Origin of the sequence: Amycolatopsis sp. WAC 04182 (assembly GCF_003947465.1) — a bacterium.
In the GTDB taxonomy this organism is placed as follows: domain Bacteria; phylum Actinomycetota; class Actinomycetes; order Mycobacteriales; family Pseudonocardiaceae; genus Amycolatopsis.
In genome coordinates this window covers 527,066-543,131 of the sequence record NZ_QHJJ01000007.1, presented here as the reverse complement: position 1 = coordinate 543,131, position 16,066 = coordinate 527,066, and the positions used below count along the sequence as shown (strand labels likewise).

Below are 16,066 nucleotides of genomic sequence, written 5' to 3'. Positions count from 1 at the left end.
CCACTCACGAGACCTCACGCGAGAACGGTCTTCAAGAACTGTCCGGTGTAGCTCTCCTCCACCGAAGCGACGTGCTCCGGCGTGCCCTCCGCGATCACGGTGCCACCGCCGGAACCACCCTCGGGTCCCATGTCGATGATCCAGTCCGAGGTCTTGATGACGTCGAGGTTGTGCTCGATGACGATCACCGTGTTTCCCTTGTCCACCAGCCCGTTGATCACGCCGATCAGCTTGCTGATGTCCTCGAAGTGCAGACCCGTGGTCGGCTCGTCGAGGATGTAGACCGTCTTGCCGGTGGACCGCTTCTGCAGTTCGCTGGCGAGCTTGACGCGCTGCGCCTCACCGCCCGACAGCGTCGGCGCGGGCTGCCCGAGCCGGACGTAGCCGAGGCCGACGTCGACGAGGGTCGCGAGGTGCCGGTGGATCGCCTTGATCGGCTCGAAGAACTCGGCCGCCTCCTCGATCGGCATGTTCAGCACGTCGGAGACGGTCTTGCCCTTGTAGTGCACCTCGAGGGTCTCGCGGTTGTACCGGTCGCCCTTGCAGACCTCGCACGGGACGTAGACGTCCGGCAGGAAGTTCATCTCGATCTTGATCGTGCCGTCACCGGCGCAGGCCTCGCACCGGCCGCCCTTGACGTTGAACGAGAACCGGCCCTGCTGGTAGCCCCGCACCTTCGCCTCGGTGGTCGCGGCGAACAGCTTGCGCACGTGGTCCCACACGCCGGTGTACGTCGCCGGGTTGGACCGCGGGGTGCGGCCGATCGGCGACTGGTCGACGCGGACCAGCTTGTCCACGTTGGCCAGCCCGTTCACCCGGGTGTGGCGGCCCGGGACCTGGCGGGCGCCGTTGAGCTTGTTCGCCAGCACGGTCGCGAGGATGTCGTTGACCAGCGTGGACTTCCCGGAACCCGAGACACCGGTGACCGACACGAGACAGCCGAGCGGGAACGACACGTCGAGACCGCGCAGGTTGTGCTCGCGCGCGCCGACGACGGTCAGCTGACGCTTCTTGTCGATCGGGCGCCGGATCGCCGGGACCTCGATCTTGGTGCGGCCCGACAGGTACGCGCCGGTGATCGATTCCTTGTTCCGCAGGATCTTCTTGTACGGTCCACTGTGGACGATGTGGCCACCGTGCTCACCGGCGCCGGGGCCGATGTCGACCACCCAGTCGCTGGAGCGGATGGTGTCCTCGTCGTGCTCTACGACGATCAGCGTGTTGCCGAGATCCCGCAGGCGGACCAGCGTCTCGATCAAGCGGTGGTTGTCGCGCTGGTGCAGCCCGATCGACGGCTCGTCCAGCACGTACAGCACGCCGACCAGACCGGAGCCGATCTGCGTGGCGAGCCGGATGCGCTGCGCCTCGCCACCGGACAGCGTCCCGGAAGCGCGGTCGAGCGAGAGGTAGTTGAGGCCGACGTCGAGGAGGAAGCGCAGCCGCGCCTGGATCTCCTTGAGCACCGCTCCGGCGATCACCTGCTCGCGCTTGCCGAGCTCCAGCTCGTCGAGGAACTGCGACGCCTCCGCGATCGAGAGGGCGCAGACCTCGGCGATCGACCGGTCACCCTGCGTCTTGTGCTCGAGGGTGACGGCGAGGATCTCCGGCTTGAGCCGCGTGCCCTGACAGGCCGGGCACGGCACCTCGCGCATGTAGCCCTCGTACCGCTCGCGCATGTACTCGGACTCGGTCTGCTCCTGGCGCCGCTCGAGGAACGGGATGACGCCCTCGAAGCTCGCGTAGTACGAACGCTGGCGGCCGTAGCGGTTCTTGTAGCGGACGTGGACCTGCTCGTCGACGCCGTGCAGAACGGCCTTCTGCACCTTCGCCGGCAGCTTGCGCCACGGCGTGTCCATCCGGAAGCCGATGGTCTCCGAAAGCGACTCGAGCAGGCGGATGAAGTAGTCCGCGCTCTGGCCGCCCGCCCACGGCGCGATGGCACCCTCGCCGAGGGACAGCTCGTCGTCCGGGACCACGAGCTCCGGGTCGACCTCCTTGCGGACGCCGATACCGGTGCAGTCCGGGCAGGCACCGTACGGGGCGTTGAAGGAGAACGACCGCGGCTCGAGGTCCTCGATCGCGAGCGGGTGACCGTTCGGGCAGGCCAGGTTCTCGGAGAAACCGCGCACGCGATGCGGGTCGTTCTCCGGCAGGTCGACGAACTCCAGCTCGATCAGGCCGTCGGCCAGCCGGAGCGCCGTCTCGACGGAGTCGGTGAGCCGCTGCCGCGAGCTCGTCTTCACCGAAAGCCTGTCGATGATGACGGCGATCTGGTGCTTTTCCTGCTTCTTCAGCTTCGGCGGGTCGGTGAGCGGGTGGATCGTCCCGTCGACCACGACCCGCGCGTAGCCCTGCTGCTGCAGGTTCTCGAAGAGGTCGAGGTACTCGCCCTTGCGGCCGCGGACGACGGGCGCGAGCACCTGGAAGCGGGTGCCCTCCTCCATCGCCAGCACCTGGTCGACGATCTGCTGCGGGGTCTGCTTGCTGATCGCCTCGCCGCACTGCGGGCAGTGCGCCTTGCCGGCGCGGGCGTAGAGCAGGCGCAGGTAGTCGTAGACCTCGGTGATGGTGCCGACGGTCGAACGCGGGTTGCGCGAGGTGGACTTCTGGTCGATCGACACCGCGGGCGAAAGGCCCTCGATGAAGTCGACGTCCGGCTTGTCCATCTGGCCGAGGAACTGGCGCGCGTACGCCGACAGCGACTCGACGTAGCGGCGCTGCCCTTCGGCGAAGATGGTGTCGAAGGCGAGGCTCGACTTCCCGGACCCGGACAGACCGGTGAACACGATCAGGCTGTCGCGGGGCAGGTCGAGATCCACACCGCGGAGGTTGTGCTCGCGGGCGCCGCGAACAACGAGGCGATCAGCCACGCCAGGGTCCCTTCAGGTTTCATTCTCAGCTGCGGTCGCCGTCCCGGTCGATAGCTGCACGGGCGGCCGCTTCCATGCTACGAGGCACCACCGACAGAAACTGGTTCCGAGTCTTTGACCTGCGGTTTTCCCGGCTTTTCGCGTCGATCCCGGCGAGCGGTGAGCCACCGGTGGACCGGCCGTTCCACGCCGGCTGTGATCGCCCAGCCCCCGAACACGGCCGCGGCCAGCACGAGGGGGAGCCGCAGCCAGCCGGGGACACCGGCGTTCAGCAGGGCACGGGCCAGGATGTAACCGAGTTCCTGGTGCACCAGATAAAGACCATACGAGATGCCCGCGAGCCAGGTGACAGCCGGGGCGACCCTGGCGAGACCGGGCAACCGCCAGTCCGGTCCGCGCGCGGCCAGGCACACCAGCAGCAGCATGATCGCGAACCCGATGGCCGACGGCCAGCGCTCGGGATCGTTCGGCAGGGCCTGGTGGAACGGGAAGACCTGCAGGTCCTGCGCGGCGCAGGCGGCGAGCAGGAACAACGCGACGCGCCAGTGCGCTAGACGTCGTTTCGACCACAGCCAGATCGCGATCCCGATGGCGAAGACGTGCACGCGATGCAGGCCGAGGCCGTAGTAGAAGGTCTCCACGAGCTTCGGCGTGGAAACCGGGTCGAACACGACGAACCGGAGGAAAAGCGGCACCAGGATCAGCGCCCAGAGCAGCCCGACGGTGAGCCGGTGGGTGCGCCACCGGCGTGGCCACAGCAGGGCGGCGGCGGTGAAGGCGGCGAGCTGGACCGGCAGCGTCCAGTAGGCGCCGTCGAGGTAGTAGAAGAGCTCGTACCGCCAGCCCCATTCCTGGACCATGCCCAGGTTGGCGAGCAGATCGGCGCCGGTGGGGACGTACCAGGGCGACGGATCGGACGGCGGGCCCTGCGGGACACCGAACAGGAATCCGGACAGACCGGGCGGGAACGGCAGGCCGCTGAACCGGATCGTCGCGTACCGGGCGACGACATAGGTGACGGCCACCGCCACCAGGTACGCGGGCACCAGCCGCGCGACCCGGTTCCACAGCCACCGCCCAGGCTGTCCTTTACGCAGGCTCGCGCACACGAAGAAGGCCGAAATCACCAGAAGGATGGCCGCGCCGAACTGAGCGGTTACCCGAAAGGGGTACCCCACCAGTTCGGGATGCAGAAGCGCCCCCTGATGGGTGACATGCCCGAGCATGACCGCGAAGACGGCGACAACGCGAAGGACGTCCCAGCTGATCTTGCGCGAGGCGCGCGGCGAAGCGTCGGGCACGAGCGTCCTGTGGTTCGGCTGGCGGGGCGACGCGAGCCTACGTCGTGCACCTGTGCGCCGCCTGTGCGGGTGGAACCGATTGCAGGCGAACGACTACCGTGTGCGGTGTGAACATCGTCGAGACCTACACCGGGCATGTCGACCCCGGCGGCGACGCCGCCCGTCGCACCCTGGACGCGCTCACCATCACGAAGCTGTCGGTCGGCCCGATGGACAACAACGCGTATCTCCTCGTCTGCCGCGCCGAGAACGAGGCGCTGCTGATCGACGCCGCGAACGACCCCGAGCGGATCTCCGACCTCATCGGCCACGGCCCCGACCGGCCCGCGCTGAAGACCGTCGTGACGACCCACCAGCACCAAGATCACTGGCAGGCCCTCGGCGCCGTCGCCGGCGCGAACGGCGCGAACACCGCCGCCCACCCGCTGGACGCCGAACCGCTGCCGATCCCGCCGGACTTCCTCGTCGAACACGGCGACACGATCAAGGTCGGACAGGTCACCCTCGACGTGATCCACCTGCGCGGCCACACCCCCGGCTCCATCGCACTGCTGTACCGCGACCCGAACGGGCACCCGCACCTGTTCACCGGCGACTCGCTGTTCCCCGGCGGCGTCGGCAAGACCGGTTCGCCGGAGGACTTCAAGTCGTTGTTGGACGATGTCGAGTCCCGCATCTTTGACGAACTGCCGGATGAGACATGGTTCTATCCGGGACACGGGGACGACTCGACTCTTGGTGAGCAGCGGGCGCACCTGGCGGAGTGGCGCGAACGCGGCTGGTGAGCTGACGACGTTCCCGAACGGGGCTGCCTGCACAGCAGGTGGCCCCGTTCGGCATTTCGGCGAGGTCAACCCCACCACTCGCGCCTAACCAAGTGCGACTCATGACAGCTTATCGAATTGTGTGCACCGAGGATCGGACGAAAACTCCGCGAGCAAACACCACACGGTTCATGATGTCTACGTCCTCATGAACAGCGGAAACACGTTCTACACCTATACTGCATGGCGACGAGCCGACGTCCACAAATGGGCCTGCGCGTGCGGCGCAGGCACGCTGCGGTCAAGTGCGGACTCCACCACTGCGAACAATCTGGATAACCTGAGAATCTGCCGAAGTAGCGAAACTCGGCGCATTTCCGAGGCTTCCATGAAGAACCCTGGCGACATTCAGATGGCGACGATCTCGACCATACTGTCCAACCCTTTGAAGTCATCTTCATTGCGGGTGTAGAGCGGCAAGTCCCGTGAAGACGCGATGGCGGCGATCATCAGGTCCATCCGCCGAGGCCGCGGATCGCGATTCGCCGCGAGAACCAGCGCCACCAGCGTCCCGTATCGGGCGGCCGCGTCGCCGTCGAACGGCAAAGGGGCGAAATCCACGATCGCGGCGCCGAGTTTCTCGGTACGTGCCGCACGTGCGGCCGGATCTTTGGCCATCGCCACGCCCTGATGCAATTCAGCCATCGTGATCGCGGTGAGCTCCGGCACGCGAGGCAACGCCGAGGGGTCGAGCAGGCCGAGGTCGATGTACGCACAGGTGTCCAGCACGCCCGCCTCAGGTCGCTCAACCACGGCGCCGCTCCCACACATCGTCGGTATCCACCCGGTCCTCAGAGCCGAAGAACTCGTCGGCTTCCTGTCGCATTTGGGCTGCCTCGACCCGAGGCAGCCCCCGATGCCTCTGAACCAGTTCCTCCGCGCTCAGACGGCGCCTACGAGAAAGAGGCCGCAGTTCTGCCACCTCAACGCCGTTGCGGGTGACGTGATACGTCTCCCCCGCCTCGACCGCATCCATGACGGCGGCGGAGTTGTTGCGAAACTCGCGCTGCGTGATCACCTTCATGACTATGAGTGTAGCGCCGTGTAGCACGTCAGGCTACATCTGGGCCAGGGCAACGTCACCCAGTGGCGGCCGGAGCATGGATCCAGCAAAGCTCCCCTGGTGCTGGAAGCTCCCCCAGCGCCTTGACCTCGCAGGCCAGCCGCGAGAGAACCTCGGCTTTCGACCCCGGCCACGCCACGAACTCGCGATCCGAGCCCACCAGATCGCCGGGCACCGCGCCTCGGTCCATCAAGGCGCCCATCACGGATAGCAGCGCCGCGGTTCTCTCCGCGAAGGTCGCGCCTTCGCCCACCGTCGCTCCCGCCACGGCGACCACGACCGAGAGCCCGACCCGGTCCTCTCGCGCGTAGCCGAGCAGCGACTCCAAGCCCACGTCATCGGCCATGTTCACTCCCCTGGCCCCTCAATGAAAAGCGATGCCGTACTGCTCACGCGGCCGGCAAGGCCCCGCGAACGTGTGCTCCACGACGCCACGCCGGATTTCGAGCAGACGCCGATCGCCGTCCGGCGGCCGGATCACGCGCTCGCACTCGGTTTGTTCCGCGTACCACCAGCAGGCTTCGGGAACGTGGTCGTCGAACGTGACGCTGACGTTGAGTCCCGCCTTGACCTTGCCTTCGTTGTCGACGACACCTGGCGCGATCCCGTGATGGTCGACGTCGATGTTGATCCACCGTCTCTCGCCGTCCAGATCGTCATCGCACACGAGGGAGACGAACTCGTGCCGCTCGCCTTTGCGCAGCGGTTTCGGAAAGCGCAGATCCACAGCGTCCGCCGAGGTCGCGACGCGGCATCCCAAGATCGCTTTGACGGGAACCCCCGCCGTGTAGCCGTCGACGTCGTTCTCGCAGGCGACGACGGTTCGCACCGCCAACCGGCGATAGGCCCTTCCACGCCGCATTTCCACGTTCACGAGCAGGCGTTCCAGGAACACCGGCTGACAGACGAACGCCCGATGCTCCGAGAGCCGGCTCGGCGCCCCCACGCTTGACGACAAGAAACTCCTCCTGACCGTGAAAGATCAGAACCGGCGAAGGCTTTCGCCGGCCGTCGCGCTCAAGGTGTACTAGTACACCACATCCGGCGGGTTCGAGAAATGGCCGTCGTAACGTTCCACCACCACGACCCGAACCACAGCGCGATGTCGTACTACGGAGACGACCCCTGCACCGCGGTCGCCATCGGCGGCCGGCTGCTCGCGCCCGGAATCCCCCGGCGCAGCGGATACGGCGAGATCGGCGAGCCAGGTTGGCGTCCTCCGCCGGTCCGCGTGGTCCGTCCGGGTGACCGGGTCGCGCGACCGATCCGCCGGGCGGTCTGGTCGTTCTGGAGCGTCCCGTACCGGCGCGGGCACGGAAGACACTGGCCCAGCGACTTCTTCCACGCACTGTCCTGGGTCCTGTCGTTCCGGCTCGCGTCCCGCCTCTTTCCCACGACGGCGTTGGTGACCGACGACTGGGGACACGATCTGCTCGTCGCCCGGCTGCGACTGCCCTTCGACGACATCTCCCTGACACTGAACGGACTAGCCGGGCAAGATCCGTCCTGGTGGGCGCTCGGGAAGTTGCACGCGTACCGCGAGCAACGCGAACCCTTCCTGCACATCGACAACGACGTGTTCCTCTGGCCCGGCTTCCCGGCGGAAGGGCTCGACGGCGAGGTCGTCGCGCAGAATCCGGAGCACGCACCGGCTTCCGATGCCGGCTACTACCGGCCGGCGGCCGTCGCCGCGGCGATCCGGAGCACCGGCGGTTTCCTGCCGAAGGAATTCGGCGATTACACCGGGGACGCCGCGCTGTGCACCGGGGTCGTCGGCGGCACGGCGGTTCCCTTCCTCCGCCGCTACGCCGATCTCGCCATCCGTATGGTCGAGTCGGCGGAGAACGAGACGGCCTGGCAACGGCTCGCGCCGCTCGAGGATTACAACCTCGTGGTCGAGCAATACCTTCTCGGCGCACTCTGCTGGGGCGGTGGCACCACGGACGTGCAGTGCGTTTTCGGTTCGCAGCACGACTGCTACCGAGAGGACGACCGGAGGTTCACCCATCTCATCGCTTCCGCGAAAAGCGATCTCCGGTACATGGCCTGGCTCACGGAGCGCGTTAAAAACCATTTCCCCGCCGACTTCGAGATCGTTCGACGCGAATTCGGCGATCAGTAACGATAGCGCGAAGAATACAACCGATCCGAACCTGGGGCGTCTTTCCGGAAACAACTCTCCGGCAGGAGGTCATCGCCATGACCATCACCCTACGACGCGCGCTCGCCGCCACCGTCCTGATCTTGACCGGGGCCGTCGCCGCGGTCACACCCGTTTCCGCCGCGGTGCCACAGATCCCCGCCATGACCGGGGTCCGCACCGGCCAGAACCCCGGCTTCGACCGGGTCGTGCTCGACCTGACCGCCGGCCAGGCTCCCGCCGTCCGGTACGACCTCGTCGACGAGTTGATCGCCGATGGTTCGGGCGAAATCGTCTGGCTGACCGGGGAATTCTTCATCGCGGTCACCGCGAGCCCGGCCGCCGCGCACGACGACACCGGGAACCCGACCTATCCCGGACCGCAGAAATTCCGGACCCGGAATCTGCGCAACGTCATGGCGGTCGCGGTCACCGGCGACTACGAAGGAACCTTGTCCATCGGCCTCGGTGTCCGGTCGAGGACACCGGTCACCGTGTTCACCCTGACTTCGCCGAACCGCGTCGTCATCGACGTCCGCCATTGATCACGAGCGGGAATCCGTGAAGGCTTTTCGACGGCCACCGGGCTTTCGGTGAGCAAAATCCTTTTCGGATTCCCGCGGTGAAAATCACGTTTTGCCCCAAGGGGCGAATTTTCGGAAAATCCGGTATCTGCCGCGTCGGCCCGCGTTCCTTCCTTCCGTCAGCATCACCGCAGCTGCGAAGGAGAACCTCATGCCACGCAATCCCGACACCCCGTCCTTGGGCCCGGGTGGCGACAATCTCGAAGCGGGCCCGGGCAGTTCGGGCCTCGGAAGCTTCTCGAACGGCGAAATCGGCGAACTGGTCACCCAGGCCGCCGAAACCATGGCCGCGTCCGGCGAGGACGCCGAGCGAAACTACCAGCGGAGCCTCGACCGGCTTCGCGAGCGCGCGGACGACGTCGTCCCGGCGCTCGGAGAGCAGTACGACGCCTTGTCCGAGGAGCAGTATCTGGAGCGTTGGGGCCTGGTCCAGCTCCTCACCGATCTGAGGCACACCGCCACCGTCTCCGTACTGGAAAATGTGCTGCGCCAACCGATCCCGCCGGAACGTTCCGACGACCCCGCGCACGGGATCAGCACCGTCGGCGAAGAGGTGATCATCCGCACCACCGCCGTGGAAGCGTTGGCGCGCTTGGCATCCGCCGGAGACAGTGCGGCTAAGGAGTTGCTGCTGCGGCAGGTCCGGCACGAGGTGTTCACGGTACGGCGAGCGGCCGTCCAGGCCATCGCCGAGACCGGGGACACCGACCTCACCGCGCGGGTGCGCGATGAGCTCAGCGGCACCGAGGACGAGCGCCTGCTGAACATCCGGCGGGTCGACGTCCGGGGTGTCCCCCAGGCCGTCGGCGGCCGGCACGTGAAGGACTCACGGACCGACGACGTGCCGCCGCCGGAGCCCCCGCGCTCCTGAACCGAACCCATTCCTTCTACAGACAGGTGATCTCCGATGGCCACTTGCAGCTACACCGTGCCGGACAAGAACGTGACCGGGGACAATTTCTACGGCGCCTCGATCTGCAACCAGACCTACATCGACTATTTCTGGAACACCTACGGTTTCGCGGGCAACAAGGACTACTGGGACGACGGCTTCGGCTGGGAAGACGCGTGCAACACCGACAAACCGCTGGCCCGGACGTTCAACGCGTGCTACCTGCTGACCTATTCGGCGCAGGACTACCAGAACGACGCCTATTCCGGGGCGATGCTGAACTGGGCGCGCCGGTACGTTCGCGACAACTGCGACGACCTCCGCTCGCTCTGCGGTGACGGCAGCGCCATCGCACGCTCGTTCAGCGGGGCGTTCGTCGACGACCGGATCGAGGTGTACCTCGGTTTCTGGTACTCCAAGGACGTTCCCGGCCGCGCCGAGACGCTGATCCACGAATCGCGCCACCAGGGCGGGAAGCCGCACAACGCGAACTTCCCGGCCGGTTCGGTGTTCGGGGCCGGCAAGAGCGGCGCCGACTCCACCTGGGGCTACGAGGGCGCCTGGATGTACGGCGCGCTCTACCTGTGGTGGTTCTACGCCCAGGGCGCCCGCACGACGTCGGCGTTGCGCGAACGAGCCCGCCAGCGCGGGAACCTCGTGATCGACAACGCCTTCGCGACCCATCCGGGCTTCACCATCTGAGTCACGACCGCCTGGCCCTCTCGTACTGCAGACGAGAGGGCCTGGTCACGAATACCTCCGATGACTTAACCGATGTCCCGGTCATCGGGGCTTGACCGCCGACATTTCTGCCGCAATCATCGGATCTCTCGGTAACCACGCCTGGGATGAGAGCGGATGGTCATGAGAGTTCGAGCGCATCGCACCGCCTGGCTCGCCGTAGTTCTCGCCCTGCTGGCAGGCCTCCTCACGACGACGACGGCGAGCGCGGAGGTACACCATCCCCGGCAGAAGTGGCTGCGCGAAGCCACCGCCGGCCTGTTCCTCCATTGGGGCATGTTCACCGCACCGCGCCACACCGATTGCGCCGCTTGGGAACGCGCCGTCACCGACGGCGGCTGGAGCGCGGACTACTGGGTGGACGAGGCCCGCAAGCTGGGCGCCTCCTACATCGTGCTCGCCACCTTCCACAGCAGGCTGGGTTACGCGCGCCCGTGGCCGTCGGCGATCCCGGGTAGTTGCTCCACGCGCCGCGACCTCCTCGGCGAGCTCGTCAAGGCGGGCAACGCGAAGGGCGTCCGGACGATCCTCTACATGACCGACGATCCCCAGTGGCACAAGGAGACCGGAGTCGAGTCACTGGATTCCGCCGCGTACTCCGCCTACAAGGGCAAGCAGGTCGACTTGACCACCCGTCCCGGCTTCGGTGAGTACAGCTACGACCTCTTCCACGAGGTCATGGACCGCTACGCGGACCTCGCCGGCTTCTGGATCGACAACGACAACGACTACTGGGAGAAGAACCGGCTCTACGAACAGATCCGCGAGAAACGACCGTCCTGGTTGCTGAGCAACAACAACGAGGACACCCCGATCATGGACACCGTCAGCAACGAGCAGAAGACCGGCATCACACCGCCGTACGACTATCCGCAGGCCGCCTTCACCCCGATGCCGAGGCTCACCGAGGCCGACTACAAACTGCCGACCAACGGCGGCTGGTGGTACGACGGCACCGATCAGGCCGTCGACTTCCGGCTGTCCACCGGGCGCTACATCGCCAACGCGGGTTCGTCGATGAAGTCGCTGATGGCCGAAACCCCGATGGTGAACGGGAAGTTCCCGCCGCGGCAGGAGGCGTACAACAACTTCATGGCGAGCTGGGTGCCGCCGATCAAGTCCGCCCTGCAGCGCAAGGAGGGCGGCGGGTACCTGTACGGCGGCATGCAGCCCGGGTTCTGGAACGACGGCGCGCACGGCGTCATCACTGTCGAGCCAGGCGCCCGAACGCAGTATCTGCACGTGGTCACGCGGCCGCGCACCGACTTGCTCCGCTTGCGCGACAACGGATACAAGGTGACCGCGGTTTCCGATCTCCGCACCGGCAAGCCGCTGCGCTTCAGTCAATCCGGCGGCTATCTGACCATTGTGGACATCAAGGACTGGGACACCTACGACACGGTGTTCAAGGTGGAAACGACCGGACAACAGCACTTTCTCGACTCCCGCACCATCAAGGCGACCGCTTCGTCCTCGCGCGCCGGGCATCCGGCGTCGAACCTGGTCGACGGGAACTTCGAGAACTACTGGGACGCCGATGGCAGGCAGCCGGTCTCGCTGACCTTGGACCTCGGCAAGCGACGGACCGCCACCTACCTCGCGGTGAACCAGCGCGAGATGTCGCCGACACACGCGCGCGAGTCGTTCGGCAGGCCGGAGGACTCGTCGCGGATCAAGGACTATCGCGTCTACGTCAGCGACGACGGGCGCAACTGGGGCAAACCGGTCCGCACCGGCGCGATGCCGAGCGCCCGCGGTGTGCAGTTCATCGATTTCGGCGTACGGCAGACCCGGTTCGTCAAACTCGAGGTGCTGAACACCTGGTCCGGACCGCAGGCGAAACCCTTCTACAAGCAGTTGGCGATCGACGAGATCAAGGTGGCGTACGGCTACCCGAGTTCGGCGCGGGGCGCTCAGGTCCCGCTGGAGGCGGAGTCCTTCCAGAACGACCACGACGGGCGTGCCCGGCTCAGCCCTTGCTCGCCCTGCTCCGGATCGTTCCAGATCACCGGGCTCGGTGGTGGCCCGCGCAACTCGGTCACCTATCCGAACGTGACGGCCGCCGAAGCCGGTAGTCACCGGCTCCAGCTCGACACCATGGGCGGTCCCGCGACGTCGGTGGCGGTGAGTGTCAACGGCGGCGCTCCTGTCGAGACCGCGATCGACGCCGGAACGCCGGGAGTCGTGACCTCGACGGCGATCCCCGTCGAACTGAACGCCGGCGCCAACACCGTCAAGGTGTTCAGCAACGCCTCCTCGGGGCCAGGCCTCGACCGGATCGCGCTCGCTCCCCTGCCACCGGCGTCCTACACGCCGAAAACGACGCTGACCGTCGAACCGGGCGGCGTCCAATGGCTCGCGCCGGGACGGCATGCCCTTCAGGTGACCGCGAAGCTGCGGCTCGACGCCGACGACACGATCAAGCAGGTCAGCCTCGCACCCGTAGTCCCGGCGGGCTGGACCTTGCAAGGCGCTCCGGCGAGCACAGCGTCGATGCGGGTCGGGAACGAGCTCGAAGCGTCCTGGACCCTGGTCTCCCCCGAAGGTGTCACCGCGGCCGACATCCCGGTCACCGCGTCGTTCGACCTGCTCGGCCGCGCGAAAACGGTGAGCGAACCGGTGCGTGTGAGCCCACGACCGGCGGACCGCGTCTTCATGCGGGAGGCCGAAGACTCGGCGAACGACGTCGGCGACGCGGGCGTCACGAACTGCGGGGTGTGCTCGGGCGGGCAGAAGGTCCGCAACATCGGCGGCGATCCGGGCTCGTTCGTGCGGTTCGATGACGTCACCGTGCCCGAGACCAGGCGCTACACCCTCCACATCGACTTCACCGTCAACGGGCCTCGCTCGTACTTCGTCACGGTCAACGACGGCACGCCGATCGAGGTGAAGGTCGACGGCGCCGGCAACAACACCCGGCTCACGACGTCGTTGCCGGTCGAGCTGAAGGCGGGGGCGAACACGATCGAACTGCACAACGACCACGCGTCCGCCCCGGATCTCGATCGGCTGTCACTGGAGTGAGGTACCGGCTTGACCCTCTCCCCGGGAGAGGGTTCAGGCTGGTCCCATGACGACCCTGATGCCGATCGGCGTGTTCGCGCACGCCACGAGGCTGTCGGTCCGCGCGTTGCGGAACTACGACCGGATCGGGCTGCTGGTACCCGCCAGTGTCGACCCCGGCACCGGGTACCGCCGGTATTCGCTCGAACAGTTCGCCCGCGCGAGCCTGATCCGGCGGCTGCGTGAGCTGGAGGTTCCGCTCGCGGAGATCGCGGCGATCCTGGACGCGGGCGACCCGGACGAGGTGAAGGCCGCGATCAAACGACATCACGACCGGGTGGCGGCGCGCGCCGCGGAACTCGCGGCGATCACCGACGGACTCGACTCCGTGCTCGCCGAACCGACGCGGTGGCTGCATGTCTACGAACGCGTGCGCGCGCCGCAGCCGATCGCCCGTCTGTCTATCCGGACCCCGCTGAGCGGGCTGGCCGAGCTGATCGGCCCCGCGTACGCCCGGCTGTTCGCGTCGCTCGGCGCGCAAGGCGTCACGCCGTCAGGACCGCCCGGGGCCCGTTACCTCACCGGCGATCCCGACGAGCTGACCGTCGAACTGTTCGTCCCGGTCGACGGGCCGGTAAGGGAAGACGGCGAGATCAGCGCCGCCGAGCTTCCCGGTGAGCTGCTCGTGGCGACGATCCACGAAGGCGGCTACGAAGACGTCGAGACCGCGTACCGATCACTCGGCCGCTGGATCGCCGAACGCGACCGCCTCCCGGCGGGCCCTGCAGAGGAGCTGTATCTGGTGGCGCCCGGGCCGGGAGTCGCGCCCGAGGCCTACCGCACCGAAATCGCCTGGCCGGTGACCTCGTGATCATCGAGGGAATCGCGTCCGCGGGCGGCGAACACTGCGAGACCAGCACGCTCCAGGTCCTCCTGCGGCATGCCGGGATCGAGCTGTCCGAGCCGATGCTGTTCGGGCTCGGCGAAGGCCTGGGCTTCATCTACTGGGACGGGAAGCACCTGCCGTTCCCGTTCCTCGGAGGCCGCAGCAAGCCCGTCGAGATCACCCGGAAGCTGACCGACCGGCTCGGATTATCGTTGCGGGTCAAGGAAACGGCGTCGGCACGCACGGCGTGGCGGAACGTGGCCGGGGAGATCGACGCCGGTGTGCCGGTCGGCCTGCAACTCGACTCGTACCACCTGGAGTACTTCACCTCGAAAGTCCACTTCGGAGGGCACTTCGCCGCCTTGTACGGCTACGACGACGAGAGTGCCTTCCTCATCGATACGGCACAGCAGGGTGGGGCCGTATCGACTTCGCTGGAGAGCCTGGAGCGCGCCCGTGGGGAGAAGGGCCCGATGACCGCGAAGAACCGCTCGTTCACCATCGGCGTGGACACGCCTCTCGTTCCGCTCGCCGACGCCATCCGCACGGCCGTCCGGGCGAACGCGGCGGAGTTCCTCAACCCGCCCATCGCGAACCTCGGATATCGCGGGATCGGCAAAGCCGCCGCACAGGTGCGGAAATGGCTGGAGCGCAGCAGTGATCCGGCGCGCGACCTTCCGCAGGCCGCCGTCCTGATGGAGCGGGCGGGGACCGGAGGGGCGCTCTTCCGCCGGATCTACCGTGACTTCCTCGAAGAAAGCACAGCAGTCGTCGACGACGCCGGTCTCCACACCGCATATGAGAAGTACCGCGAAATCACTCCACTATGGACAGAAGTCGCGGAATTGTTCGCACAGGCAGGGGAAACCGGCGACGCCGGGACGCTGAACGACGCGTCCGCCCTCCTGTCCGAGCTGGCCCGGCGCGAACAGGAGGCGATGACGGCGCTCGCGGCTGTTCAGCCCTGCCGCTCGTAGGGCAGCTTCTCCCCCGCTTCCACCGCGAACGGCAGGTCGTTGCCCGCCGGCGGCAACGGGCACGTCGCGAAATCGGTGAACGCGCAGGGCAGGTTCGTCGCGCGGGTGAAATCGAGGACGACCGACCCGTCCTCCGCGGGCGGTGGCACCGCGAGCGACCGGTTCGCCGCATAGGTGGTGACGCCGCTCGTGGCATCGGTGAAGAGAATGAGCAGGCCGTCCTTCTTGCCGTTGAACGCGGTGAGCGTGTGCTCCACGCCGTCGTACTCGAACCGCACGATGCCCGGCGAGACGTAGACGTGGCTGAGCCCTTCGACGACCGCTCCGACCGTGGTCGGCCGTGGCTCGCCGAAGGGCTCGAAAGTCCCGGACAGCACCCAGGCCGCGTCGGGCTCGTACGCCGGGACGCCGCGGAAAGCGTTCAGCACCGGCGCCTTGGGGTCGTGCGTCCGGATCAGGTACCCGCCGCGTCGCGCCACCTCGATCTCGATGTCGCCTGCGACGACCCGGGTGGTCGCACCGCTGTTGACGAGCTCGAAGCGGCGGACACTGGTGATCCGCTCGCCGTCGTGCGAGAGCTCCGCGCCCTGAGGATCGAGGTACGCCGCGTCGGCGTCCTGCCACCAGAGGCCGGGCAGCCCCTCATACGCGCGCGGCTTGTCTTCGAGCCAATCGAGCGAGACCAGGGCGAGCCAGCCGAGCGGATCGGCGAGATCGCGCTCGCGCTGGGTCTTCCAGCCCTGCCAGTCCCGCGTGAACGTGTCCAGGCTTGTGCTCATCGCCGA

The 16,066-nt window shown here is 67.2% G+C and carries 15 protein-coding genes; 8 read left to right on the top strand and 7 right to left on the bottom strand.

Annotated features, from left to right (window positions below; all coding sequences use genetic code 11):
- Positions 1–14: 14 nt before the first annotated feature.
- Both uvrA and DMH01_RS34690 read right to left on the bottom strand, forming a co-directional pair.
- Positions 15–2,870: an excinuclease ABC subunit UvrA gene (gene uvrA / locus DMH01_RS34695; protein ID WP_125682340.1), complete on the bottom strand. Its 2,856-nt coding sequence runs from the start codon at positions 2,868–2,870 to the stop codon at positions 15–17.
- Positions 2,871–2,947: 77 nt separating this feature from the next.
- Complete coding sequence (locus DMH01_RS34690; RefSeq protein WP_125682337.1) at positions 2,948–4,171, bottom strand: acyltransferase; 1,224 nt, start codon at positions 4,169–4,171, stop codon at positions 2,948–2,950.
- Between the two features lie 107 nt (positions 4,172–4,278).
- Between DMH01_RS34690 and DMH01_RS34685 the strand changes: the two genes are divergently transcribed.
- Entirely contained in the window at positions 4,279–4,956 is a 678-nt protein-coding gene (locus DMH01_RS34685) for an MBL fold metallo-hydrolase (protein WP_125682335.1), read from the top strand.
- Positions 4,957–5,343: 387 nt separating this feature from the next.
- On the opposite strand, the gene DMH01_RS34680 is transcribed toward DMH01_RS34685, so the two are convergent.
- The 4 genes from DMH01_RS34680 to DMH01_RS34665 are packed head-to-tail and all read right to left on the bottom strand — an operon-like array spanning position 5,344 to position 7,004.
- Entirely contained in the window at positions 5,344–5,748 is a 405-nt protein-coding gene (locus DMH01_RS34680; protein ID WP_233621774.1) for a type II toxin-antitoxin system VapC family toxin, read from the bottom strand.
- The gene (locus DMH01_RS34675; RefSeq protein WP_125682333.1) at positions 5,741–6,019 is read right to left on the bottom strand and encodes a type II toxin-antitoxin system Phd/YefM family antitoxin; all 279 of its coding nucleotides are present in this window, start codon (positions 6,017–6,019) and stop codon (positions 5,741–5,743) included. The genes DMH01_RS34680 and DMH01_RS34675 overlap by 8 nt, the downstream gene beginning before the upstream one ends.
- 55 nt (positions 6,020–6,074) lie before the next feature.
- Positions 6,075–6,404, bottom strand: coding sequence for a hypothetical protein (locus DMH01_RS34670; RefSeq protein WP_125682331.1), 330 nt, complete (start codon positions 6,402–6,404; stop codon positions 6,075–6,077).
- Between the two features lie 18 nt (positions 6,405–6,422).
- A complete protein-coding gene (locus DMH01_RS34665; RefSeq protein ID WP_233621773.1) occupies positions 6,423–7,004 on the bottom strand; it encodes a hypothetical protein in 582 nt (193 codons plus the stop codon).
- 111 nt (positions 7,005–7,115) lie between these two features.
- Between DMH01_RS34665 and DMH01_RS34660 the strand changes: the two genes are divergently transcribed.
- The 7 genes from DMH01_RS34660 to DMH01_RS34630 all read left to right on the top strand — a co-directional run bounded on the left by DMH01_RS34660 (position 7,116) and on the right by DMH01_RS34630 (position 15,281).
- On the top strand, positions 7,116–8,180 hold the full coding sequence (locus DMH01_RS34660; protein WP_233621772.1) for a DUF6734 family protein: 1,065 nt from the start codon (positions 7,116–7,118) through the stop codon (positions 8,178–8,180).
- 77 nt (positions 8,181–8,257) lie between these two features.
- A complete protein-coding gene (locus DMH01_RS34655) occupies positions 8,258–8,743 on the top strand; it encodes a hypothetical protein (protein ID WP_125682329.1) in 486 nt (161 codons plus the stop codon).
- A gap of 190 nt (positions 8,744–8,933) precedes the next feature.
- Positions 8,934–9,653 carry a HEAT repeat domain-containing protein gene (locus DMH01_RS34650; RefSeq protein ID WP_125682327.1) on the top strand — a complete coding sequence of 240 codons (720 nt, stop codon included), beginning with the start codon at positions 8,934–8,936 and terminating at the stop codon, positions 9,651–9,653.
- A gap of 36 nt (positions 9,654–9,689) precedes the next feature.
- Positions 9,690–10,376: a hypothetical protein gene (locus DMH01_RS34645; protein ID WP_125682325.1), complete on the top strand. Its 687-nt coding sequence runs from the start codon at positions 9,690–9,692 to the stop codon at positions 10,374–10,376.
- A 156-nt stretch (positions 10,377–10,532) separates the two neighbouring features.
- Positions 10,533–13,439, top strand: a complete 2,907-nt coding sequence (locus tag DMH01_RS34640) for a discoidin domain-containing protein (protein WP_125682323.1) — start codon at positions 10,533–10,535, stop codon at positions 13,437–13,439.
- A 46-nt stretch (positions 13,440–13,485) separates the two neighbouring features.
- A complete protein-coding gene (locus DMH01_RS34635) occupies positions 13,486–14,289 on the top strand; it encodes a MerR family transcriptional regulator (RefSeq protein WP_125682321.1) in 804 nt (267 codons plus the stop codon).
- Positions 14,286–15,281 carry a BtrH N-terminal domain-containing protein gene (locus tag DMH01_RS34630; protein ID WP_125682319.1) on the top strand — a complete coding sequence of 332 codons (996 nt, stop codon included), beginning with the start codon at positions 14,286–14,288 and terminating at the stop codon, positions 15,279–15,281. The genes DMH01_RS34635 and DMH01_RS34630 overlap by 4 nt, the downstream gene beginning before the upstream one ends.
- Here DMH01_RS34630 and DMH01_RS34625 read toward each other — a convergent pair.
- Complete coding sequence (locus tag DMH01_RS34625) at positions 15,263–16,060, bottom strand: DUF1684 domain-containing protein (RefSeq protein WP_199745734.1); 798 nt, start codon at positions 16,058–16,060, stop codon at positions 15,263–15,265. The two genes, DMH01_RS34630 and DMH01_RS34625, sit on opposite strands and share 19 nt — an antisense overlap.
- Positions 16,061–16,066: the final 6 nt, after the last annotated feature.